Annotated in this window: 21 protein-coding genes and 1 tRNA gene; 1 reads left to right on the top strand and 21 read right to left on the bottom strand. The window is 29.8% G+C overall.

Annotation, left to right across the window (positions count from 1 at the left end; translation table 11 throughout):
- Positions 1 to 106: 106 nt before the first annotated feature.
- From D2A34_RS22875 to D2A34_RS22845, 7 genes are all read right to left on the bottom strand, one after another.
- Positions 107 to 2,845, bottom strand: a complete 2,739-nt coding sequence (locus D2A34_RS22875) for an AAA family ATPase (protein ID WP_119368019.1) — start codon at positions 2,843 to 2,845, stop codon at positions 107 to 109.
- Positions 2,835 to 3,968: a metallophosphoesterase family protein gene (locus D2A34_RS22870; protein ID WP_119368018.1), complete on the bottom strand. Its 1,134-nt coding sequence runs from the start codon at positions 3,966 to 3,968 to the stop codon at positions 2,835 to 2,837. Before D2A34_RS22870 ends, D2A34_RS22875 begins: the two co-directional genes overlap by 11 nt.
- 234 nt (positions 3,969 to 4,202) lie before the next feature.
- A complete protein-coding gene (locus tag D2A34_RS22865; protein ID WP_079439832.1) occupies positions 4,203 to 4,391 on the bottom strand; it encodes an alpha/beta-type small acid-soluble spore protein in 189 nt (62 codons plus the stop codon).
- 229 nt (positions 4,392 to 4,620) lie between these two features.
- Positions 4,621 to 5,637: a hypothetical protein gene (locus D2A34_RS22860; protein ID WP_119368017.1), complete on the bottom strand. Its 1,017-nt coding sequence runs from the start codon at positions 5,635 to 5,637 to the stop codon at positions 4,621 to 4,623.
- A 1,078-nt stretch (positions 5,638 to 6,715) separates the two neighbouring features.
- A complete protein-coding gene (locus D2A34_RS22855) occupies positions 6,716 to 6,958 on the bottom strand; it encodes a hypothetical protein (RefSeq protein ID WP_079439834.1) in 243 nt (80 codons plus the stop codon).
- Positions 6,959 to 7,032: 74 nt separating this feature from the next.
- Positions 7,033 to 7,518 carry a DUF3850 domain-containing protein gene (locus D2A34_RS22850; protein WP_079439835.1) on the bottom strand — a complete coding sequence of 162 codons (486 nt, stop codon included), beginning with the start codon at positions 7,516 to 7,518 and terminating at the stop codon, positions 7,033 to 7,035.
- Between the two features lie 353 nt (positions 7,519 to 7,871).
- Positions 7,872 to 7,946: transfer RNA gene (locus tag D2A34_RS22845), tRNA-Trp, on the bottom strand.
- Between the two features lie 239 nt (positions 7,947 to 8,185).
- On the opposite strand from D2A34_RS22845, the gene D2A34_RS22840 reads away from it, so the two are divergent.
- Positions 8,186 to 9,253, top strand: coding sequence for an NAD(P)H-dependent flavin oxidoreductase (locus D2A34_RS22840; RefSeq protein ID WP_079439836.1), 1,068 nt, complete (start codon positions 8,186 to 8,188; stop codon positions 9,251 to 9,253).
- Between the two features lie 152 nt (positions 9,254 to 9,405).
- Here the strand turns inward: D2A34_RS22840 and D2A34_RS22835 are convergent, their stop codons facing one another.
- From D2A34_RS22835 to xdh, 14 genes are all read right to left on the bottom strand, one after another.
- A complete protein-coding gene (locus D2A34_RS22835; protein ID WP_119368016.1) occupies positions 9,406 to 9,786 on the bottom strand; it encodes a RidA family protein in 381 nt (126 codons plus the stop codon).
- Positions 9,787 to 9,927: 141 nt separating this feature from the next.
- On the bottom strand, positions 9,928 to 10,359 hold the full coding sequence (locus D2A34_RS22830) for an MOSC domain-containing protein (RefSeq protein ID WP_119368015.1): 432 nt from the start codon (positions 10,357 to 10,359) through the stop codon (positions 9,928 to 9,930).
- A gap of 2 nt (positions 10,360 to 10,361) precedes the next feature.
- A complete protein-coding gene (gene moaA, locus D2A34_RS22825) occupies positions 10,362 to 11,339 on the bottom strand; it encodes a GTP 3',8-cyclase MoaA (protein ID WP_119368014.1) in 978 nt (325 codons plus the stop codon).
- A gap of 62 nt (positions 11,340 to 11,401) precedes the next feature.
- The gene (gene moaC / locus D2A34_RS22820) at positions 11,402 to 11,878 is read right to left on the bottom strand and encodes a cyclic pyranopterin monophosphate synthase MoaC (RefSeq protein ID WP_119368013.1); all 477 of its coding nucleotides are present in this window, start codon (positions 11,876 to 11,878) and stop codon (positions 11,402 to 11,404) included.
- 18 nt (positions 11,879 to 11,896) lie between these two features.
- Positions 11,897 to 12,922 (bottom strand): molybdopterin-binding protein, encoded by a 1,026-nt coding sequence (locus tag D2A34_RS22815; protein ID WP_119368012.1) that lies wholly within the window; start codon positions 12,920 to 12,922, stop codon positions 11,897 to 11,899.
- Positions 12,923 to 13,005: 83 nt separating this feature from the next.
- Positions 13,006 to 14,049 carry an XdhC family protein gene (locus D2A34_RS22810; RefSeq protein ID WP_119368011.1) on the bottom strand — a complete coding sequence of 348 codons (1,044 nt, stop codon included), beginning with the start codon at positions 14,047 to 14,049 and terminating at the stop codon, positions 13,006 to 13,008.
- Between the two features lie 90 nt (positions 14,050 to 14,139).
- Positions 14,140 to 14,724, bottom strand: a complete 585-nt coding sequence (locus tag D2A34_RS22805) for a nucleotidyltransferase family protein (protein WP_119368010.1) — start codon at positions 14,722 to 14,724, stop codon at positions 14,140 to 14,142.
- A 56-nt stretch (positions 14,725 to 14,780) separates the two neighbouring features.
- Entirely contained in the window at positions 14,781 to 15,539 is a 759-nt protein-coding gene (locus D2A34_RS22800; protein WP_119368009.1) for an acyl-CoA dehydratase activase, read from the bottom strand.
- A gap of 29 nt (positions 15,540 to 15,568) precedes the next feature.
- A complete protein-coding gene (locus D2A34_RS22795) occupies positions 15,569 to 16,720 on the bottom strand; it encodes a double-cubane-cluster-containing anaerobic reductase (RefSeq protein WP_119368008.1) in 1,152 nt (383 codons plus the stop codon).
- A gap of 233 nt (positions 16,721 to 16,953) precedes the next feature.
- Positions 16,954 to 17,991 (bottom strand): selenide, water dikinase SelD, encoded by a 1,038-nt coding sequence (gene selD, locus D2A34_RS22790; RefSeq protein WP_079439846.1) that lies wholly within the window; start codon positions 17,989 to 17,991, stop codon positions 16,954 to 16,956.
- Positions 17,992 to 18,080: 89 nt separating this feature from the next.
- Positions 18,081 to 18,698 carry a sulfurtransferase-like selenium metabolism protein YedF gene (gene yedF / locus D2A34_RS22785; protein ID WP_079439847.1) on the bottom strand — a complete coding sequence of 206 codons (618 nt, stop codon included), beginning with the start codon at positions 18,696 to 18,698 and terminating at the stop codon, positions 18,081 to 18,083.
- A gap of 153 nt (positions 18,699 to 18,851) precedes the next feature.
- A complete protein-coding gene (yqeB, locus tag D2A34_RS22780; RefSeq protein WP_119368007.1) occupies positions 18,852 to 19,640 on the bottom strand; it encodes a selenium-dependent molybdenum cofactor biosynthesis protein YqeB in 789 nt (262 codons plus the stop codon).
- 94 nt (positions 19,641 to 19,734) lie between these two features.
- Positions 19,735 to 20,550, bottom strand: a complete 816-nt coding sequence (gene yqeC / locus D2A34_RS22775) for a selenium cofactor biosynthesis protein YqeC (RefSeq protein ID WP_119368006.1) — start codon at positions 20,548 to 20,550, stop codon at positions 19,735 to 19,737.
- 76 nt (positions 20,551 to 20,626) lie between these two features.
- Positions 20,627 to 23,260 (bottom strand): selenium-dependent xanthine dehydrogenase, encoded by a 2,634-nt coding sequence (gene xdh, locus D2A34_RS22770; RefSeq protein WP_119368005.1) that lies wholly within the window; start codon positions 23,258 to 23,260, stop codon positions 20,627 to 20,629.
- Between the last annotated feature and the right edge of the window lie 142 nt (positions 23,261 to 23,402).

Here is a 23,402-nt window from a genome sequence, read left to right as displayed (position 1 = left end):
ACAGTGAAAGTTTAAATATGTCAAGAACAGTAAAAAATAATAACCATTTATATATTTCCCACTAACGAAATCATTATAACAAGTCATCCCAATATATTTTCTGATTTTAGCTTAAAGTTATTAAATTATATTTATAATCATTACTGTCCAAGATAGATTTCTCAATTTCCTGACAAGTAAATAAAATTATTTGGCTGAATTCTTCTTTCATTAAGAGTTTTATTGCTTTTTCTCTTCTCTCATCATCATACTGAACAAAAGCATCATCAAGAAATATAGGTATATCTTTATCATTAAATAGCATATTAATAAATGAAAATCTAAGTGCTAGATACAGTTGATCTTTAGCTCCATTACTTAATATATCTCCATCAAATAGTATTCCTTTATTCCTAACTTTTAATTTATACTCCTCAGAGATCTTAGCTTCTTCATATTCTTCACCAGTTAAAAAATTAAATTTATTAATAACTTTATTATTTAAATCTGGACCAACATTCTTTCTAATTTCATTAAACGATTCCTGAAATAGTTCAGCAGTTAATTCTAGCGCTTTAAACTCTTTCTCTAATTTACTAATTCTTTCATTATTAATGAGGACATCTTCCTCTATTTCTGAAATTTCCCTTTTTCCAAGATATCTTTTTTCTATAAGATGTTCCAAATCTTTTATTTCTTTCTCGACTATTAATAGCTCATTAGATTTAGCTCTAATCTCAGCATCAATTTCTTCTTCAGATTCATAAGAATAATTCATTATATCCTGATTTATCAATTGTTTCATTTCTTCCTTTATTTCATCTATATTCCTATCTTTGAGTAAAACTTTATATGTTTCTTCCACATTATCAAGTGCATTCTTTATTTCTTTCATTTTACTTATTTTCTCTTTATATTCTTTTAAACTTATATGCAAATCCACTATTTCCACATTTTCTAATCCTAGAACAGTAGTCTTCTTTTTTATTTCAAGCTCTTTATCAGATAATTGTTCATCAATATTTTTAATTTCTTGCTTTAGTCCATTAATTTCATACTCATTCCTAGATAGATCTTCTTTTAATTTTTCGTATACGTCTAATTTATCTAATACCTCATCTAAAGTATTGCACGACAGAATGCTATATAATGAAGCCATTACCCCTTTAGTTTTATTGTAATTTGATTTCAGTTGAGTAATATCATATTTACTAATTTCTTCTTCCTTATTTTTAATAATTAAATTTATATTATCATTATAATTTTTAAACTTATCATATTGAGTTATCTTGTTAATAAACTCTTCATAAGACAAAGATTCAGTTTTATTTATATATAAATTTAATTTTTCTTCATATTCATCAATTTGCTTCTTTGAAATGACAATAGCCTGATTACTTTTTTCTGCTAATTCGTTATTTTTTATTATTAGTAAATGTTTTAAATATAATCTGATTAATACAATGAAAATAGGAATAAATACGATTATAATAGGCATTATTTGCTTTAGTACACAATAAATAAAAGCTATAATACTAACACTCCCCAAAATATAAGTAAATTTTATAGTATTATAAGACTTCCTTGAATTTACTTCTAATTTGCTATAACTATTATTTTCCATCATGTATTTTAACTCTTTCAAGCTTTCTTTATACAAATTAAGAGTCTCTTCTATATCTTCTCTGTATTTCATAATAAATTCTAAATTATGAATGTTCTTAGCTTTTTTGTTTATATCCATTTTATATCTGGCTATTAAATTTTGAATATTAATAACATCATTAAGCTTTTCTTCTAGACTCTTCATGTCAAGTCTCAAAGTGTATATCTTTTCTTTAATATTTTTTCCCATAGAATCAAACACATTGTATTTTTTTATATTATCTTTTTTTTCTCTGGCACTTTCTTGTACAATATTAAATTTATTTATTTTTTCTTGCTTTACATCTAGTAAACTTAAATATTTAGAACATTTTTCATTAATATCTTCTAAAAGTTCAATAGTTATATAGCCATCACCTTTTTTGAGTTCCTCACTAATGGCATTTTGCTTTCTTTTGAGTTCTTCTCCTTTAATTAAATAATTACTTATTTCCTTATAGTCTTTTTGTAATTTTACCTTCTTAATATATTTTTTATATAAGTCTAATTTTTGAATATTATCCTTTATACTAATCTTTTCCTCATTCTTTTTTAATAAACTTTCTTCATTCTCTATACTTTCTTCTCCTAATTTGTACGCTTCCCACAACTCTGCTTTAAGAGAATTACTATTCTCTTTTAATAAGTCAAGTTCTCCTCCCTTTCTAACGCCAACTAGCTGCTTCCTTCTTTTTTCAAGTCTTTCAATAATTTTTCTTATAGATGTATTTTCATCTCCTGTATTATAAATGTTTGTTATTTTTTCCATAATTTCTTCTTCTTTATCTTTAGAAACCATAACACCTAATTGATTTATAAATAAAGTCTTCATGAATGTAGCTGAATTTATATCAAAGAAATATCTTCCCGGTTCATTATTATAGTCAATTTCTATAATTTCACCTGTTATTTCATCAAATATTTCACATTCATCTTCTTTCCTCGTAACTCCAAAGGCACGTTTTATAATATATCCCCTGCCTTTATCCTCAACAATTAATTCACCAGAGATTTTTTCTCCCGTTAATGGCAAGTATTTTTTTCTATCGTTAAGCTTACTTCTAGAGCCATCAATTCCGTATAACCATATTCTAATAAAATTTTCAATGGAACTTTTTCCTCTTTCATTTTTTCCATAGATTAAATTAAATCCTTTTGCAAAATCTACAGATTTTTCTTTTATTCCTGCAAAAAATCTTATGTTAACTTTCTTAATTATCATACATTTTAACCTCATCACCTGATATACTCTGAAGCCCTATTTTCAGTGCTGAATTAATAATTTCCTTTTCCTCTTCTGTTTGTGCACTCTGTAATTTTTCGTATATCTTCTTTGCAAATATACTTTTTAGAGAGTATCCTTTCATTAATTCATTTATGTCTAACCTTATCTCACTTTTATCTATAACTTTTACAAAATAAAATTCGGTTTTAAGTAACTCTTCTAAAACTTCTTCATTTATTGAAAACTCTTCGGATACTTGTCCCTTTAAAATTATCTTATAGAAATTATTTTTTCTATCAAAACCTAAAATCTCGTTGATAACCTTATCTTTAACTTCATTATACCCAAAACATCCCTCGATACTTATTTCCTTCTCATAATAATTTCTTATTGAAGTTTTAATAAACTCACTTTCTACAAATCTCTCTTTAAGTTCTATCAGAACTATTCCTTTATCGTCGAGTTCATCAAACCCTCTACCTTGAGGACAGCCGCAATAACTATAATAGGTATTATCTATCTTTTTCACTTCTGAAAACTTATGCCTGTGCCCTAAGGCCACATAATCCATATTGCTTTTAGCTATATCATTTTCAGTAACTGGATTATATTCATTTGTTTCTTTTGAAGTTGTAATTTCTCCATGCATAACCATAATATTGTTATACCCATCTATTCTTCTAATTTCTTTTAATAGAGATTTATTAACATGTGGAGTATTAAATCCGACGCCCCACACTACAGTATTCAAATCCTCAAGAATTACATTTTCCATTTCTCCCTTAAATATATAAACATTACTTGGCCAATCTACAATACTATAAAATGATTTTTCATTAAAAGGATCATGGTTGCCCGGACTTATAAATACTCTTACTTGACTTATTTTTTCAAAACAACTTTTTATAAAATAAAGTGTGGTCTTATTTACAGATAAATTATCAAATACATCTCCTGCTATTAAAAGAATATCAATTTCCCTTTCTAGGGATATTTTCATTATTTTATCGAATACTTGCTTTAGCTCTTCTTTACTTTTTAGCGCTCCCTTGGGTGTCATTCCACTAAAGGGTGTATCAAAATGTATATCTGCTGTATGTAAAATTTTTATTCTTCTCATATTAATCACCTGCAATCATTTTATACAACGAACCTTTGTTCTAATTCTATCATGAAACTTATGAAGAGTCCAAATCTAAAGACTATTCTTATGCTTAAAATTTTCTAATTTTCATAAATAAAAGAAGAGATACATTACATATCTGTGTAATGTATCTCCCTGCTTTAGAATATGATTATGTTATTTATAACATATATACTTTCAAATCTAGTTTTGAGAATCTTCTGATTCCAATTAAATCCTACTTTCATATTCCTCTACCATTCTTTTTACCATTTCTCCGCCTACTGAACCACATTGTCTAGAACTTAAGTTTCCATTATATTCTTTAAATGGAACTCCTAGTTCTTGAGCTACTTCGTTCTTGAATTCTTTCAAGCCTCGTCTTGCTTCTGGAACTAATGTCCTATTATTACTTGACATAACGATCCCCTCCTCGGTTAATTTGGTATAAATCAGCAGATAAAATTTAAATTAATTTCATCTACCGATATTAGTATTTTAACCTTCACATACTATTTTATTCTTATTAATATACGGGTATTTTTCAATATTTACCCTTCAACCACTAAGTTTACCTAAGAGAATAAATTTTCTAATTGTAATTTGTCATAACAATTCTTACTATATATTATATTCTCATCTACTTTTATTAAACAACGATATTCTTTAAAGTAGCCTCTATATCTCTTTTTATATCGACAAAAATGTTATTCTTCTCAGTTATAAAGTTATTCAATAAATCAATGGCAATTAAATTTAATTCATTTATATCCTTCTCGGTAATTAAATTCATTTCCTGAATTTTTCTTAAATATCTATTCATAACTTTAAAGAATCTAATTATCTCATCTTTAACAAGTTCTTTGGTTGCAAATTCATTGCTTATACTTATAAGTCTTTGCTTAAGATCTAAAACCTTCATTGGAAATAGCAGATACATATCATTTTCGAGCAGCTGCTTAAAGTCATATTTCCAGCCCTTAATTACAGTAACTTTGCAATCTGTATTTTCACCCTCAGCATTAAATTTAAATTCGCATACATCAGGAACCTCAATATTAGAGTTTAACATTATAATACATCTATCACTACTGTATTCTTTTAAGCTATTATTTAAGTTATGCTCTTTCTTCTTTTGGTTAAGACTTATTATATTTTTAGTTTCAGTATGATCTGTTCTATTTATAATTATAGCTAAGTTCTCATCATCTTTAGCTTGAAATTTTATCCTATATTCAATTTTTTTATACACATCTTCCACTAAAATTCTAACGCTGTAAACAGAATTCTTTAATAATATCACTTCATTTTTATTTACAACTTTTTTGATTTGTATATACTCAAGCTTAGTGCTTGTACTTAGATCATCATTATATATAGAATTGATAAAATTAATAAAAGGTATATTATTTTTCAATAAAAAGATTCTTCTCATAATTTTATTTAAATTCTTCTCATTTTTATTATATTTAATCCCCTTTTCATTTATTTCATTTAAATTTATTATCTCTTCTCTATCTTGAATACAATTGAACTTCTCTTTGAAATCAATGTATGATTTATCATTATCTTCTTGTTCGTTTTTAAACCCATTTAATTTTAATGAATAATTACTATATCTCATTTTTTCTTTTTTTATTTCATTTAATAAAATCAATTTATTCATATCGTAGTCCACCTCATAATGGATTATTACCATAATATGTTTATAATATGCAAATATTGAATTCATTTTATATAAAATTATATAAGACACAAAATGACATTCAATTAACGTAAAATCACTAATTTTATTTTAGTTTTTATCATATTAGTAAATTATATACTTCTTTCAACAAAAATCAAGTTTTTTCAAGAATCAAATTTATACTATTCTACGATTCAAATCCATTATGTATGGTAACCATAAATTATAATTTATACACTTATTATTTAGAGATAGATTTCAATGTTCAATTATATATTTACTAGAATTTAAAATAAATAATTATAATATTAGATTTTAAATTTTTCAAAATTAAAAACCACTAATTAGCTAAAGTTTTTTAACTAATCAGTGGTTAAACAAATTCTAATCTATTATTAAATATGTCCGAATCTATTTGAATTATCATCACCCTTTCCACAAACATAATTTTTATAACTACTCCTGCACACCTCCCTTTAATTTATATTAATTGCTACAAAACATTGTATCCTTATCAAATATTATTATAGATATCTCATATAAACCTTTAAGTTCCAACTTAACAAATTTATTTAGGATACTTTCAGTTACTTACTAATATATTTTTGATAGCTTGTACTTAGTAAATCCAACTTAACCTTACTCTATGGATAATATTGCTAATTTAACACTCCTTCCGTAATATCTACTAACTAATATGAGTGGATATAAAATTTTAAAATTTCATTTTTTATTAATATTATAGACTAGAATTTGTTAAAAGAAATTTACTTTCTTCTTGTATATATATTAACATAATAATTTTCAGAATTCAATATGTTTTCTGAAAATTCTTACTAACATTATAATTTATTTTAAAACTTTATGAATTTATCCCGTATTATATAAAAATTTAATCGTATTTTCATGCTTCAACTGTTATATATTAATTATGAGCATATTTACCAGACTCACCACAATATTTCTCATAAATATGCTCTTATTATAGTCTTATAATATAATTAAATGAAACTGATAAAAATTATTACGTAATTTTCTTATACGTGATTATATCAATTTATTTAATTTGAACTTTTAAATCCTTATACCTTCTAATTGATTCTTGAGCTTCATTTATCCATTGTTCTTTTATTTTATTCGCTAACTCTTCTAAAATTCTTTGTCTATTTGCAACATGATATCTATTAAATTGAACAATTTTCCCTTCTTGAATCTTCTTAGCATAACTTGTATTCAAATTCCCCTTAAAAGGTCTGATTTCCATTGTTCCATGTACCTTGTCAGTCGATAACATATACATTTTTATCCCTCCTTATTCACATATTCAAATCTTTTTAATAATTATCGACCTATATTTTTCTTTTTATTCCTTATCTATAATCTATTCCTAATTTTATCTAGATGTTTTTGATAATCTTCAATTACAATATCCGCCTTAATTCCTATCTTCTCCAATGCACCTAACGAGGATTGAACTTTATCCCAAAATTCCTCTATTGCGTTATTAATATCATTTTTAATTATTGCCGTTTCAAACTCATCATTTTCTTCTTCAACTTTTCTTAATTGATTTATTAACGTTGTTTCATTCCCTCCTGTATTCTTAAGCTCTACGCATAAAGTATTCTTAAATCCAAGTATACAAAACTCCTTATCTAATCCACGTTCTCCACCTTTGAATACATAAGAAATTTGTTTAATGATTTCTCTTTCTGTGTATCCGGTAATATCTCCATATTCTCTTAATACAAGTATATCTTCAACATTGAAATTTCTATCATATTTTCTTAGTTCAAACGTTTTACTGCCTTCTTTTATTAATTTATAATCTTGTGGTAATATCTTCAGCTGATGCACCATTATATCCCCTACTTCCGCTCAAAATTTTGATTTATATAAACGCTTTATAAAACATTTTAACTCTTGAAAAAATAACTTTGAGTCAATAATTTTATGTACTATGTTTCATAAAATTATTCTCTCATAAAAGAGTTGTTACTATTCCTTTATTAAATTTATAGATAGTCAGTATATAAAAAAAACCGCAAATTCATTTCTGAATAATGCGGAATCATAATTCTAGCTCATAAGACTTTTAAAAGGAAAATGCCATTATTATATTTAAAACTATATGTTTACGGAATTCTTTCAATTGCTTTAGTTAATTTTCACGAAAAATAAAAAAGCCGTAGTACAACGTACTACGACAATTATGGCAGGGGCAGTAGGATTTGAACCCACAACCAATGGTTTTGGAGACCACTACTCTACCGTTGAGCCATACCCCTAAGACATTTGTTATTTTATCACGTGTTAATAGTTTATGTCAAGAAATTTATCATTATTAATTTTAATATTTAAATATTGCTTCAATTCCTAGACTTTTTACCTACTGAAAACGTATTACAAATAGTAGTTTTTTTAAATACTTCTTGTTTAAGTATCAATATTATTCTATAATATAATAAAATAATTTGATTGTCAAAATATTTTATTGTCGAATTTCTCGTGAAAGGATATATGTAAAATGAATTTTAATTCTCTTAAAATTGGAAATTTAATTGCTCCTATTCCTATTATTCAAGGGGGTATGGGAATTGGTGTTTCATCTTCTCGCCTAGCTTCCGCTGTTGCAAATGCTGGTGGGGTTGGAATAATTTCTGCTGCACAGCTTGGTTACGAAGAAGATGATTTTGAAAAGAACCCTTTAGAGGCAAATTTAAGGGCTTTAAAAAAACATATTACTCTTGCAAAGGCTAAAGCAGTAAATGGTATTATAGGTATTAATGCTATGGTTGCAACAAATAATTACGAAGAACATATAAAGACTGCTATAGAAGCAGGAGTTGATTTAATAATTTCTGGTGCTGGACTTCCTACTATGCTACCTAAAATAGTAAAAGGATCATCTGTAAAAATTGCGCCAATTGTTTCTTCCTTAAAAGCTGCAAAAGTAATTTTAAAGCTTTGGGATAAACATGATAATGTTGCCCCAGACCTTGTTGTAATCGAAGGACCAAAGGCTGGCGGTCACCTAGGATTCAAGGTAGAAGAATTAGAAGATGAAAATCTTAATTTTGATAAAATCGTAACAGATATAATAGATGAAACAAAGAAATATGCCGAGAAATATAATAAGGAAATTCCAGTAGTAGTAGCTGGCGGAGTCTTCGATGGATATGATATTGCCAAATATCTTAAGTTAGGAGCTAGTGGTGTTCAAATGGCAACAAGATTTGTTGCTACTGAAGAATGTGATGCTTCTGATGCCTTTAAAAATGCTTATGTTAACTGTACGCTGGAAAATATACAAATAGTAAAAAGTCCTGTAGGAATGCCTGGAAGAGCTATTACAAACCCATTTGTTAGTAGAACTGCTGTTGAAAGGGAAAAAATTACACACTGTTATAATTGTTTAACACCATGTAATCCTGCTAATACACCTTACTGTATAAGTAAAGCATTAATAAATGCAGTAAAAGGAAACCTTGATGAAGGTCTTATCTTCTGTGGTGAAAATGCAAGTAAAATAACAAAAATAACTACCGTTAAAGAACTTATGGATGAGCTAGTTTCTGAATTAAAAAATGCCTAATTCATCTTAGATAAAAAATTGCCACTTATCTGATTCTTTGGATAATAGATAAGTGGCAATTTTTATTTCTGTACATTATTATTTTTAATACAAGAGTTATCTAAAATAAAATTTAAATTTATTCTCTTACTTACCAACTATAAATGTCTAAATTATACGTTTTTACATGCTATTACTTCAACTTCGCATAAGACTGACTTAGGAAGTTCCTTTACGGCTACGCAAGAACGTGCTGGCTTACTAATAAAATATTTTGCATATACTTCATTAAACTTAGCAAAATCACTCATATCTGCAAGAAAACAAGTTGTTTTTATAACATTATTAAAATCAATATTATTAGCTTCTAATATAGCTGTTATATTTTTCATAACTTGTAAAGCTTGTTCCTCTACGTCTGTTCCTACTACTTCCCCTGTTACTGGATCCAAAGCAATTTGTCCTGATGTAAATAATAGATCCCCAAAGCTTACCGCTTGAGAATATGGACCAATAGCTGCTGGAGCATTTTCTGTATTTGTTACTTTTAGCATTTCTAATTCCTCCAAATCAAGTTAATTTAATAGTTTATTTATTTAAAACCCTAAAAGAAAAGTTAATGAGAAACTCAACATTTTCTTTAGGTTTTATATCTTACTTACAATTGTACTCATATTATGTTATATGTTCAATATTTACACTACAACTTTCATATCATCCCCACATCTTATTTTTCCACCAACAATAACTTTTGCAAACACACCATTTCTAGGCATAATGCAATCTCCCATTTTCTTATAAATCTCACAGTGATTGTGGCACTCTTTTCCTATTTGAGTAATTTCCAAAACAACATCGTTGCATCTTAGTATTGCCCCAATAGGCAGCTTGGTAAATTCAATTCCTTCTACTACAAGATTTTCACCAAAGGCTCCATCTATTACATTTGCACCTTTATTGTTAAATTCCTCTATTTTTTCATAAGACAATAAACTTACTTGCCTATGCCAATCTCCTGCATGAGCATCACTTTGTATTCCATAGTTTTCTATAAATTTTCCCTCTTGAATATTTTTCTTTTGTGTACCACGTTTTTCACTAATACATACAGCTACTACTTTCCCCATAGTCATCCTCCAATCTGTGACATTTTCTTTATTTCAATATTACTAGATTTCTTTTCTTTATTAAATTCATGATGTTCTGGTTTACTTAATATGCCTTTTTTTATTTCATCTGTTAATTCTTTTTCATTAATTCCATTTCTAATTAGACCTTTTAGATCTAGTCCAGTACCGTAGCATAGGCATGGTTTTAAGAACCCATCAGCGGTAATTCTAATTCTATTACAATTTTCACAAAACTCATTACTCACTGCACTTATAAATCCTATATGTCCCTTAAATTCTTCATTCTTATAATATACGGCTGGCCCATTACCATTAGATCCTTCTAATCTTGAGAATTTTCCATACTCCTTCTCAAGTATATTTAATATTTCTATGCTTGATATTCCTTTAAAGGATTCTCCTAATCCAATAGGCATCATTTCTATGAATCTAACATCTATATTTTTATCTTTACTTATAGCTGCAATATTTACTATTTCATCAAAATTAAAATTCTTAATTGGAACACTATTAATTTTTATTTTTACTCCTATATTTTGAGCTTCTTTTATACCTCTAATAACTTCATCATATTTATCTCTTCTAGTTATATCATTGAATTTTTCTTTTATTAGCGTATCTAAACTAATATTTATACTATTAATTCCTGCTTTTTTTAATTCATGAATTTTATCATAAAGAAATACTCCATTTGTAGTTAATGTAACATTTTTTACAAGTGGAAGTTCTTTTATTGACCTTATTAAATCTGTAACATCATCTCTAAGTAGTGGTTCCCCACCAGTTACTTTAATCTTTTGAATTCCTAATTTGGAGGCACTCTTGCAGATTTTAATAATTTCATCAAAGGTTAAAATTTCATTATTCATTAAAGTAGCAACTCTATCTTCTGGCATACAATATTTACACCTAAAATTGCATTTATCAGTTATAGATATCCTAAGATAATCTATATTGCGTCCATATAAATCTAACAAAATCAGTATACCTCCTTATATGCTTAAATTGATCCTATACTCCATTATTTATAAAATTGTATCTATCTATTGTTTTCTATATCTCCACTTTTCCCACCTGTTTTATTATGTAAATAAACTTGATTTATCTCCATATTTTTATCCATAGCTTTACACATATCATATATAGTAAGAAGTGCTACTGATACTCCTGTTAATGCTTCCATTTCAACACCAGTTTTGCCACTCACTTTAACAGTACATGTAGCTTCAACTTCAAATCTTTCTTCAAACATCTCAAAATCAATACTACTTTTTGTAATCATTAGAACATGACACATTGGTATTAAATCTGATGTTCTTTTAGTTGCCATTATTCCCGCGACTCTTGCAACACCTAAAACATCTCCTTTTTTAGATGTCCCATTCTTTATTGCTTCAAACACCTCTTTATTTACTTTGATTCTTCCTTTCGCAATAGCTGTTCTTTCTGTTACTTCCTTATTTGTTACATCTACCATTATTGCATTTCCCTTATTATCAAAGTGGGTCAAATTCATTAGTATTCTCCTCCTTTTTTACATTCCCTTTCCGAATCCACAATTAGGATAAGTACATATATCACATGATAAGCACAAACCGCCATGCCCCATTAAAGCTAAATCCTTACTACTTAACTTTATATCTGCCATTATTCTTGGTAGTACTAAATCAAAGATAGTTCGCTTAGAATACATTACACAACCTGGTAGTCCAATTATAGGAATATTATCTTTATAATATGACAATAAGAACATTGCTCCTGGCAACACAGGTGCTCCATATGATATAATTTCAGCTCCTGTATTTTTTATTGCACTTGGCGTTAGATCATCAGGATCAACACTCATACCTCCTGTACAAGCCACAATATCTGCACCTTTTTCTAAGAATTTGTTGATAGCATTAGTTATGTTGTCAAGGTCATCATTAACTATTTCTTGTCCTAAGATCTCAACGTTATATTCTGATAATTTTTCTATTATAACAGGACCAAAAGAATCCTTAATTCGTCCATAATACACTTCATTCCCTGTTGTAACAATTCCAACTTTCTTACGATTAAACTTTATAATATTAATCAGCGGCTCATTTCTTGCTATTTTTATAGCTTCAGTCATCTTTTCTTTTTCGATGATTAGTGGAATAATTCTAGTTCCCGCTAATTTATCTCCTTTTTTAACCGAAAAATTATTATGACGTGTGGCTATCATCATTTCGCCTAATGAATTAACCATATTTAATCTATCCACATCAACCCGTAGAAGTCCATCAACGTCTGCTATAAGATCAATTTTTCCTTCCCTAACATCACTTCCACTTATATTCTTTCCTTTACAGATGTTGAATAAAATATCTGCTGCTTCATTTTCATGAAGCATATCTTCACTTTTTTCCCATATATAAATATTATCCTTACCTAGTGAAAGCAATATTGGTACATCTTCTTCCCTAATGATATGACCTTTTTTAAAAGCAACATCTTTAGTTACATCTTTTATTATCCTAGTAATATCATGACATAAAACATGCCCAACAGCCTCTATAGTTTTTATCATCTTCATTGCTATACTCCTCCTCTCCAATCACATCTCTTATATAATAAATCTAATTCACTTTCTTCAGTTTTGTATTATAAATATGTATTTTATATATCAATAAACTCAAATAAAACTTTTATTGTTCCTCCACATGCCATACCAAGTTTTGAAGCAGCTGAATTTGATAAATCATATTTCTCTACTAATGACTTTTTACATTTAACTAAATCTAACGCTTGTTCATACACTGCATTTTCTACGCTTCCTCCACCTACGGTCCCTATGAATTCTCCATTCTCATATACAAGCATCTTAGCTCCAACCCCTCTTGGAGACGACCCATGTTTTTCAATTATTGTCGTAAGAACCATAGATTCTTTTCTATTGAGTATTTCATTTAAAATATTATCCTCTATATTGCTGCTTTCTTTTTTATTCTTCTCTAAAATTATTTCTCCAGCTATACTTACAGCTATTTCAGCCGGAGTTTGTCCTCCTAAGCTAAGTCCAATTGGCGTATGAACTTTGTCTATTTGATCCTTTGTATATCCACTTTCTAACATATTATTGATAACAAAAGCAACTTTACTTTTACTTCCGATCATACCAACATAAAAGAAATCATTTTGTAATATCTTTTCCAAACATTTTCTATCATCTTTATGTCCCCTAGTAATAATCACAAAGTAAGTACTTTTATTAGGCTTTATTTCTTCTATTGCTTCATTGAAATCATTACAAAAGACTTTATCTGCTATTGGAAATCTTTCATTATTCGCAAATTCAATCCTATCATCTATAATAGTCACATTAAAATCTAGCATCTTAGCAATATTGCATAAAGGTAATGCAATATGTCCACCACCACAAATAACTAAATGAGGTTTACCTACAACATACTCTATAAACAATTCTACATTGTTTTCTAATTTGACTACACAAGTTCCTTTAGTAAAATCTAATGTTTTCAACATAGAATTCCAAAAGTCTTTTAGACTCTCATCCTCTATAATAATGTGATTTTCACTTTTAAGAAGCTTCTGACCTACAATATCTTTACCATCGTAAATTCCGCTAATTACAGTAACTACATTGATTTCGCCTTTTTCATTGAGTGCATTGATTAAATTACTATAAAAAATTTTTTTCATATTAGATCACCTCATATCTTTATTTTTTATTCTTAGTTAATTGCATTAAATATCTACAAAAGTCCAACTTACACTGAGCGCATGCCTTTATTAATATTTTTGTCTGTATAAAAAATTCTTCAACTCTTCTCTAGTATCGATATCCATCAATTCTATTTCATTCATTATTCTAACTCGCTCTAAATCATCAAGGTGTTTTTTCATAATGGACTTACCTCCAACATCTCCTTTTAAACTTAATAGATCATTTATATATTTCTTAGAGAATATAGTTGGATTTCCAAGGTTGCCCTCATACTCTAAACAAGCCATTCCCTTATTACTTTTTATAAATCTATCAATTAATATTTCAATGCTCGATAATGATATAAACGGTTGATCACATACCATAAACATATAAGCATCAGCTTCCATATCTACTTCAATTCCAAGCCTTATAGAATGAGATATGCCAAGTTCACTATTCTTATTCATGACAACTTCAATTTTTTGCTTTAATAAAGCGTCCACTATTTCTTCATATTGCGTAACTAAAATTATCTTATTAAAATTTATCCCTAATGCTTCTTCTACCACATTCATGTACATAGGTTTATTGCTTACTATAGCTAATAATTTATTTCCTTGAAATCTACTACTATTTCCTGCAGCTAGTAAAATTAAATTTATCTTCATAACTCCCATTCTCAGTTATACCTGTGATTTTTTTGCATAACTTTCCTTTCATTACTTCATTTAATTTTTTTATATCCAATTGCAGCTGCTCCAATTGCACCTGCATATTGACATAACTCATTAGTCATCACTCTTTTATTAAGATAACTTTCAAGAGTTGTTCTAAATGTTTCCGATAATGCTAATCCTCCGCTAAAAAATATGTCTCCTTGCAAATTTAATTTTTGTGCAAAGTTAGCTGTTCGTTTGGAAATTGAATGAATTATTCCAAGGGCAATATCACCTCTATGAATATCTTTTGCAAGAAGACTAATAATTTCACTTTCAGCAAAAACAGTACACATGCTAGATATACTTACTGGATTTCTATCTCTTACAAAATCATCAATATTCCTCATATCTTCTTCTAAAATTCTCATCATAACATCAACAAATCTTCCCGTTCCGGCAGCACATTTATCATTCATTAAAAAATCCACAACATTTAATGAGTTATCTAACAAAATAACTTTAGAATCCTGCCCTCCTATATCTATAACTCCTCTAATAGTAGGATTAAGAAATACTGCACCTTGCGCATGACAAGTTATTTCAGTGATGGTTTTATCTGCTTCCTCTAATAAACTTCTACCATACCCGGTGGTTATAGTATATTTCACATCCTTAGAATAGAGTTCATCATAGACTTTACGAATGCTATCTTTTGGTTTTGCAGATGTCTTTATAATCATAGTCTTAACAATTGTTTTGCCATCAAATAATACACCTTTTGTAGTTGTGGAACCAGAATCAATTCCTAAAGTATATTTACTCATAATCTATCACCTTATATTCATAGCTATGCTTACAGCATCTCTATAAATGCCGCCATTCTTGTATTTAATTGGCCTACATCATTAATAGAAAAATCTGTTTCAACACTCATATATGGTATATTTTTTTCATTGTTTACAAATCTCTTAATTGATAATGTTTCTACACTATACGTATGACAAGCTGTCAATATTACATCAATTACAGCATCTATTTTATAATCATCAATCATTTTATTAAGAAGTTTAATTCTATTAGGATTAGGACTCATACAAGAACAACCAATTGATACATATTTACGTGAAAGAGCATTGTAAACATCAGCATTTTCTTCATCTACTAACTCATCAACTGCTTTCGCAACACTGCAATTTTCAAAAGCAACTACGTACGCTCCATTATCTTCAATTGCTTTAATAACTTTTTCTGCTGCGCCACCAATGGGACAACCAGTAATTAATATACGCGGCTTAGATTCATATTTGTTCTCCATTTCATATTCAGAGTTAATCTTTTCAATTAATTCATCCATTTGTTTTGGAATTTGTTCTTTATCGAAACTAAAAGTTGTCCCATTTATAACCTTAAATATATCTTGACCAAGCATTGCAACCGGTTCTTTTTTACCTAATTCATAAAACTTCTTTAAGGCTTTCCGTTCGTTATTTTTTACCCTGATAGCTTTTCTTATATCATCTTCACTTATTTCCACATTAAACATTTCTTCTAAAGTCGACTTTAATTTTATAATTTCATGCCTCCACAATTGGAGTCCTGCTTCACTTTGGGAATTTGGAAGCTCCATAACATGTACTGGTTTAAAATCCGAAAGATATTCATACATTTTCTTTTTCCCATCACAAGTTGTCTCACCAACAATCAAATCTGAAAAGAAAAAGAATGGACATTTATCGGTTTTAGCAAAACCATAGCTTGATTTAATTAAAGGACATAAATTACGTGGGAGATCTTGTTCAGCATCGGCAATAGTTTCATCTGATGTTGCACATAATGAAACAGTAGCAGCCCCCATAGCTAATGCTATTTCTTGTGGAAAGTAAGTACAAAACACACCTATTAGTGGTACATCCTTATCCTTAAGCTCCTTAGCTTTAATAAAGGCATTTCTCCTTCCTTCAGCAAATTCTTCAAATATTTCAGGTAATTTCTTTTGTAATTCCATAATTGCCTCCATTTTTTGTATAGCTTCTAAGTAATACTCTATATTTTTATAAAAGTTCTTAAATCTCTGATGTTTCCTATAAATTGTTAACTTTTTTTCTTTTTTTCTTCTTAAATTTTTTCATTTTTAACTTTTAAAACATTTATCTTTAAACTAATATTTCTTTAATAAAGTATTTATTGTAACCTTTAAAAACATATTGCTGTTTAAAAAATTACATTTGGATAAAGTACCTACTTAATCACTATAGATTTATCGCCTTTATCAATTACTTGCCCAATAACTCTCGCATATGGAGTAAACTCTTCAATTCTTGATAAAAACTCTTTAACATTTTTTTCTGGAATTGAAAGTAGCAATCCACCTGATGTTTGTGGATCTATCAACACATCTTGTAGCTCCTGCGTAACATTTGAAGCTAAAGTGAATTTATCTTTTAAATAATCAAGATTATTGTACATTCCTTCAGGTATAATTCCCATTTTAGCATAATCTAACGCTCCATCTATAATAGGTACCGACTCACTAAAAATCTCTATTGTTTTATTGCTTCCACTTGCCATTTCATAACTATGACCTATTAAACTAAAGCCAGTTACATCAGTACATGAATGTATATCAAGTTTAGAAGTACATTCTTTAGCATACTTATTTAATGTAGACATTATCCATGTAACTTCTTTAATCTTACTTTCATTCAATAATTCTGCTTTGGCAGCAGTATTCATTATTCCAATACCTAAGGGTTTTGTAAGCACAAGCATATCTCCAGTTTTAGCATTGCTATTTGAAAGAATCTCACTTGGATGTGCAAATCCACTAACGCAAAGACCATATTTAGGAGTTGGATCCGCTATTGTATGACCACCAGCAATTACCGCACCAGCCTCTTTAACTTTGTCATATCCACCAGCAAGTATGTCATGCATAATTGATATATCTAAACAAGAAGGAAAGCAAAGTAAATTCATAGCTGTTGCTGGATTTCCCCCCATTGCATAAATATCACTAAGAGCATTAGCCGCTGCAATTTGACCAAATATATATGGATCATCAACCATTGGTGGAAAAAAGTCTACTGTTTGAATTGCTACTGTATTATCATTAATTTTATATACACAAGCATCGTCATTAGTATCAAATCCAACAATCAAATTTGGATTTTCAAACTTAGGTAAACTATTTAAGACATTATTAAGTACACCAGGTCCTATTTTTGCAGCACATCCTGAAGTTTTAGTTAAACTAGTAAGTTTTATATTTCCAGGCAAATTAATCTCCCCCCTTATTAATCGGTTGACAATTAAGAGTTAGCTCTAAATGGTTATAAAATGAATTGCCTTTATATATTTTAATTCCTTTAAAGCGTAATAACCTTTGATGCCTCTTTCATGCAGTTTGTTATGTAATACATGTTACTTACTTTTCCGACCTTTAACTTTTCTTCTAGCCCATAAAAGTTAAGGCATGCGCCACAAACTAGTATTTCAACACCTTTAGTTTCTAAATCTCTTAAGTGCTCTGCTGCTTGATGATTTAATGTTGGTACCTTTACGCCATCATTCATAAACAAGATTGATTTTGGTAAATTATCAGACTCCGAAATTGTATAAAAATACATCTTTATTAGCGACTTTCCAAGCTCTTCATTACCTGCTCCAATAATTTCTTTTCCAATAAATACTGACCAATTACCTATTTCCGTTTTATTCTCTTCTAATTTGTCAGATGTTTCATTAAACACTTCAGCTTCGCTCAACTTATCTAAATCCTTTGAGAAGTATACTTTAAATAAAGTATTCTCTTCTTCAATTGATACTGCAAAACCTTGACTATTAGCTAATTTTTTAAGATTTTGCACAGCAATATCATTGTCTACCTCAACTACAAAACTATTATTTCCACCATCTATCTCTTTTTTTGCCATTATTACTGGCGTCGGGCATTCTTTTCCTTTTGCATCAATCACCTTATTCATTTAGCATTCTCCTTAATCATTTATGATAATTCAGTATTGTCTTTTTAATATTCATAGATAAACATTCTATACTTTCTTATAGCTTTACCAGAAATGACAGAGTACATCTCATTTCAGCTAATTAGCCATAAAACCAAAACATACATTGTTTATCTATAACATGGATTTTAAATATAAAATTGCTTCTAGTACGCCTCCCCCAATAGATCTGGCTTTATCTGAAATTGTAAAACAATGATTTTTTTCACACCTAGGATCGATATCTCCACTTTTCATTCCTTTAAATACATTAACATCCTTTTGAAGCATTCCACGAACTATTCCGCTTATTTCCGCCAAAATTGGAATTTCATCTACATAAGCTACAATATCACCATTTTCTACATAGTCTCCTATTTTAGATACGGGAATTATCTTTCCATCACTTATAGCTCTAATTATTCTTTCACTGGTATATCCTCCAATGTCACCTGGCACACCAGTATTAGGTATGGCACTTCCACTATATACTACCTTCCCCAAATAATGACCCCTTTGAGTCTCAACGACACAATGACAATCAAAGCCAGCTGTAAATCCTGGTCCAAGAGCAATAACAATTGGAGCATCAGTGATCTTTGTTCCTAAATTATCTTTCGCAATTATAGCATCCACTACTACATCTGGATTAAGATCTTTTATAATTTTTGCTTTTTCATCTACTATTACAGGAATATTTCCTTCCTTAATAACCTTGCTGATTTCTTCCATTTTAGAAACAAGGATTGCTTTTATGCCTTCTACTTCTACAGTATTATCATATACAGCCTGTGAAAATGCTACTGTTCTTCTGACTGTAGTAGGTTCTGAAATCTCTGTCATAACTATATCGAAGCCACATCTTTTTAATCTATGAGCTACCCCTGTTGCTAAATCTCCAGCACCTTTTATTAATACAATCATTACTACTCCACCTTCTCATTTAAGACATATAAAATACTATTCCAATGATGACTTGTTATCTTTTAATATGCCTAAAATAATTATTGACTTTATATCATAATTTCTCTTTAAATGTTGTTATTATTGTTTCATTTATTCCTAATTCAGATAATTCCTTAGATATTTCCTTGGCTTTCTCCAACTCTATTATTGTATCTGCTTTATTAATAATAACTTTGTAAGGGCATCTTACATCTTTCCTTTGACCTTTATTACTTGCTAACATTTTCGCGACATCCCAAGCACTAATGATATGTTCCTCGTCTGTATTTAAAAATCTTGAAACTAAATTTGACCTATGGCATATTTCTTTAATTTTCTTTCCTACTGCATCAATGCCACATACTCCTACAACCAAAGTACTTTCTGCTAAAATTACAGGCTCATGCTCAGCTGGAACCTTTAATGGTAATCCTTTTGCTCCATCAGCCTCCACTAGTACGAAATCAGCTATTTCTATAAAACTTTCAGCTATTTCTTTTGATACTCCACTTATTTTTCGTGGAATATGTTCTTCGCAGCTCCCTAGACTACTCCTATCTTTTAATTTGTTATAGTCAATTTTTTCATTCTTCTCTTCACATAACAACCCTACTGTAATCATATCTTCATCATTTAATAATCTAATAATGTCCTCTTTTTTCCCCGTAATAACCGTATTGTTCTCGGGCATAAACATACGCGTAGTTGTAGTTATAATAACTTTTTTACCTAACGCTTTTAATTCTTCACCTAATTTATATATTGAACTTGTTTTACCTCCTCCTCCAACAAATGAAATTATGTTCTTCTTATTAATGTCTATTTTTAACGCCTCTATTAATAATATTTGTTCTCCTATTTTTCCATTACTATATTTAAAAATCTTCATAGATTAACCTCAGCAACTTTTGAAGCAAAGTCTACATTTTAACTTTGCTTCATGATATACCTTTCAAATTCAATTCTTATTTCACTTTTGAAGCAGCAGGTTTTGGTTTACGGTAATAAGTATTTTCCAAAGGATAACTATATCTGAATATACCATCTTTTTTGTAGTATGCATTTTGACATGCTGGCGCACCCATCACACATACTATCTCACCAATTCCTTTAGCGCCAAAGGCAACACTGTCAGGATTATTCTTTTCTATTAAGTGTACTTCAACTGTCGGCATTTGATTTGCTCTGAAAACGCCTAAAGTACCAAGCTTTGCTTGCGGAATACCATCTTTCAATGGAAAATCTTCTGTTAACCCGTATCCAAGTCCCATTGCAACACCGCCCTCTACTTGACCTGTAGCAGAAAGAGGGTTAATTATCCTTCCAATATCGTGAGCCGCAACAACTTTTACTAATTTACCATCATTATCAATAACAACTAGTTGTGTTGCATATCCATATGCAATATGACTAACTGGATTTGGTTTTGAAGAACCAATTGGGTCTGTCTTAAACTCAAATTCTCCAATGTACTCTTTTCCTTCTAAATCTTCTAATGTATATCCATTATCTAAATCCGCCTTTAATTTCAGTGATGACTGATGCGCTGCCTCCCCAGCAAATGTTGTTTGTCTGGATGCTGTTGTTGTTCCTGAATCAGGTGTATATTTAGTATCTGGATGCTCAACAATTATCTTATCGGGTGTCAGTCCAGTTATTTCACAAATTATCTGAAGCAGTACTGTTTGAATGCCTTGACCTATTGCACCAGCAGAGGACCTAGCATGAACTTTTCCTTTTATTATCTTTAAATTACAACGTCCTATATCCTGAACCCCTACACCAACACCAGCATTTTTCATTGCAGATGCTATGCCCACATAGTAATTAGGATCTGCTTCATATTTTTCGAATTCTTCTTTAACTGCTTCTAAGGTTTCTACCATGGCAGTCCCATCATCTGCAAGTTGACCATTTGGTAGTGATTGCCCAGTTCTTATAGCATTACGATAACGAATTTCCCATCCTGAAATACCAACTTTTTCAGCTAATTTATTTATCAATGGTTCTACAACTGCACAGGATTGTGTTACCCCAAAACCACGAAATGCACCAGCTGGTGGATTATTTGTATAATAAGCGTTTCCTTCAATATCTACATTTTGATAATTATAAGGACCTCCGGCATGTGTGCAAGCCCTTTGGAGTACTGGCCCCCCTAAGGAAGCATAGGCGCCAGTATCAGAAGTAATCCTGGCTTTCATACCTTGCAATATACCATTTTCATCACAACCGATTTTACAGTAAATCTCCATAGCATGGCGTTTTGGATGATAATTTATGCTTTCCTGACGACTAAAAAATACTTTTACCGGTCGTTTTGTTAAATATGCACACAGAGCTGCTTGATGCTGTACGCTCATATCTTCCTTGCCACCAAATCCACCTCCAACAACTGCACTTTGTATTCTAACCTTTTCCATTGGAATTCCTAGATAATTACTAATTTCATGATATTCATCATAAATTCCTTGAGCTCCTGTAATGACCATTATTCCATCTCCATCTGGCAATCCAATAGCAGTTTCAGGTTCCATGAAAGCATGCTCAGTCGGCGGAAGATAGAAAGTTCCTTCTACTATAAATTTGGAATTTTCAAGTGCAGTTTCTGCATTACCTCGTTTTACTTCCTCATGATCAAATACATTGTTTTCTGGAATTCTAAACTTTCCAAATTGCATAAAACCTTCTCCATGCACTTGGTATGCACCATCAATTCCAGCCTCTTTCGGATTACGAATAGGCTCTAATTCTTCATAATTTATTTCAACAGCCTTTACTGCAGCCATAGCCTCTTCTCTTGTTTCAGCCACAACCATTGCAAGAGTATCTCCACAACACTTTGTTTCTTCTCCCACATCAATCATTCCAGGCCAATCTTGTGCTAAGTGGCCAATATATCTCTGACCTGGAATATCTTTTGCAGTATATACGGCAACAACTCCTGGCATTGTTAAAGCCTTATTTATATTAATAGATAGTATTTTTGCACGTGCATATTTACTAAATACATTCTTTCCATATAACATCCCATCAAAAGTATAATCATCTACATACTTTGCAGTTCCTAGTGTTTTATCACGAGCATCTACTCTACATGTTCTCTCTCCAACCCTTCCAGTTTGCTTCAATTCAGGTATTTCTAAGTTTTCTCTTAGCATTTTTGCTGCTAAAAGAATACCCTCCTCAATCTTTGTATAACCAGTGCAACGGCAAATATTAGTACGAATTGCTTGCTTTATATCTTCTCTCGATGGATTCAATTTTTGATCTATTAAACACTTCCCGCTAATAACCATTCCTGGAATGCAAAACCCACATTGTACAGCTCCTACTGCAGCAAAAGCATATGCAAACACTTCTCTTTCTCTTTCTGTAAATCCCTCTATAGTCTGTACCTTTTTCCCTTCAAGCTTAGAAAGTTTTTGAATGCATGCACGTGTTGTCTTCCCATCAATAATAACAGTACAAGTTCCGCATGCACCCTCCTTACATCCGTTTTTCACTGATGTTATCTTGAGCACATCTCTTAGAAAATCCATTAATGCCATATCCGTCTGTGACTCATATTCTTTTTCATTTATATTTACTTTAAACATTCAAAGCACCTCTCCCACAAAACATAGATAAATCAACAGCTACAAGATAATACAGATAAAATTGTATTAATTCTCTAAAAAAACTTCTAAATATGTATATTCAAAGAAAAGCCTATATAGGCTTTCCTCATTATATTATTAA

This window comes from Clostridium chromiireducens (genome assembly GCF_003575225.1).
Lineage (GTDB): Bacteria > Bacillota > Clostridia > Clostridiales > Clostridiaceae > Clostridium > Clostridium chromiireducens.
The sequence above is the reverse complement of the archived record's forward strand: the minus strand, read 5'-3'. Positions and strand labels throughout refer to the sequence as shown.

Bases quoted from the DNA above. Each gene is read 5' to 3' on its own strand.
- D2A34_RS22815 (WP_119368012.1), bottom strand. From the start codon at position 12,922: ATGAAGATGATAAAAACTATAGAGGCTGTTGGGCATGTTTTATGTCAT.
- D2A34_RS22860 (WP_119368017.1), bottom strand. From the start codon at position 5,637: ATGAATAAATTGATTTTATTAAATGAAATAAAAAAAGAAAAAATGAGA.
- xdh (WP_119368005.1), bottom strand. From the start codon at position 23,260: ATGTTTAAAGTAAATATAAATGAAAAAGAATATGAGTCACAGACGGAT.
- D2A34_RS22835 (WP_119368016.1), bottom strand. From the start codon at position 9,786: ATGCTAAAAGTAACAAATACAGAAAATGCTCCAGCAGCTATTGGTCCA.
- D2A34_RS22830 (WP_119368015.1), bottom strand. From the start codon at position 10,359: ATGGGGAAAGTAGTAGCTGTATGTATTAGTGAAAAACGTGGTACACAA.
- D2A34_RS22805 (WP_119368010.1), bottom strand. From the start codon at position 14,724: ATGAAGATAAATTTAATTTTACTAGCTGCAGGAAATAGTAGTAGATTT.
- D2A34_RS22870 (WP_119368018.1), bottom strand. From the start codon at position 3,968: ATGAGAAGAATAAAAATTTTACATACAGCAGATATACATTTTGATACA.
- yqeB (WP_119368007.1), bottom strand. From the start codon at position 19,640: ATGATTGTATTAATAAAAGGTGCTGGAGATTTAGCAACAGGGGTAGCT.
- D2A34_RS22795 (WP_119368008.1), bottom strand. From the start codon at position 16,720: ATGGAATTACAAAAGAAATTACCTGAAATATTTGAAGAATTTGCTGAA.
- D2A34_RS22810 (WP_119368011.1), bottom strand. From the start codon at position 14,049: ATGAAAAAAATTTTTTATAGTAATTTAATCAATGCACTCAATGAAAAA.
- yedF (WP_079439847.1), bottom strand. From the start codon at position 18,698: ATGAATAAGGTGATTGATGCAAAAGGAAAAGAATGCCCGACGCCAGTA.
- D2A34_RS22865 (WP_079439832.1), bottom strand. From the start codon at position 4,391: ATGTCAAGTAATAATAGGACATTAGTTCCAGAAGCAAGACGAGGCTTG.
- D2A34_RS22855 (WP_079439834.1), bottom strand. From the start codon at position 6,958: ATGTATATGTTATCGACTGACAAGGTACATGGAACAATGGAAATCAGA.
- D2A34_RS22800 (WP_119368009.1), bottom strand. From the start codon at position 15,539: ATGAGTAAATATACTTTAGGAATTGATTCTGGTTCCACAACTACAAAA.
- moaC (WP_119368013.1), bottom strand. From the start codon at position 11,878: ATGAATTTGACCCACTTTGATAATAAGGGAAATGCAATAATGGTAGAT.
- D2A34_RS22875 (WP_119368019.1), bottom strand. From the start codon at position 2,845: ATGATAATTAAGAAAGTTAACATAAGATTTTTTGCAGGAATAAAAGAA.
- D2A34_RS22850 (WP_079439835.1), bottom strand. From the start codon at position 7,518: ATGGTGCATCAGCTGAAGATATTACCACAAGATTATAAATTAATAAAA.
- D2A34_RS22840 (WP_079439836.1), top strand. From the start codon at position 8,186: ATGAATTTTAATTCTCTTAAAATTGGAAATTTAATTGCTCCTATTCCT.
- yqeC (WP_119368006.1), bottom strand. From the start codon at position 20,550: ATGAAGATTTTTAAATATAGTAATGGAAAAATAGGAGAACAAATATTA.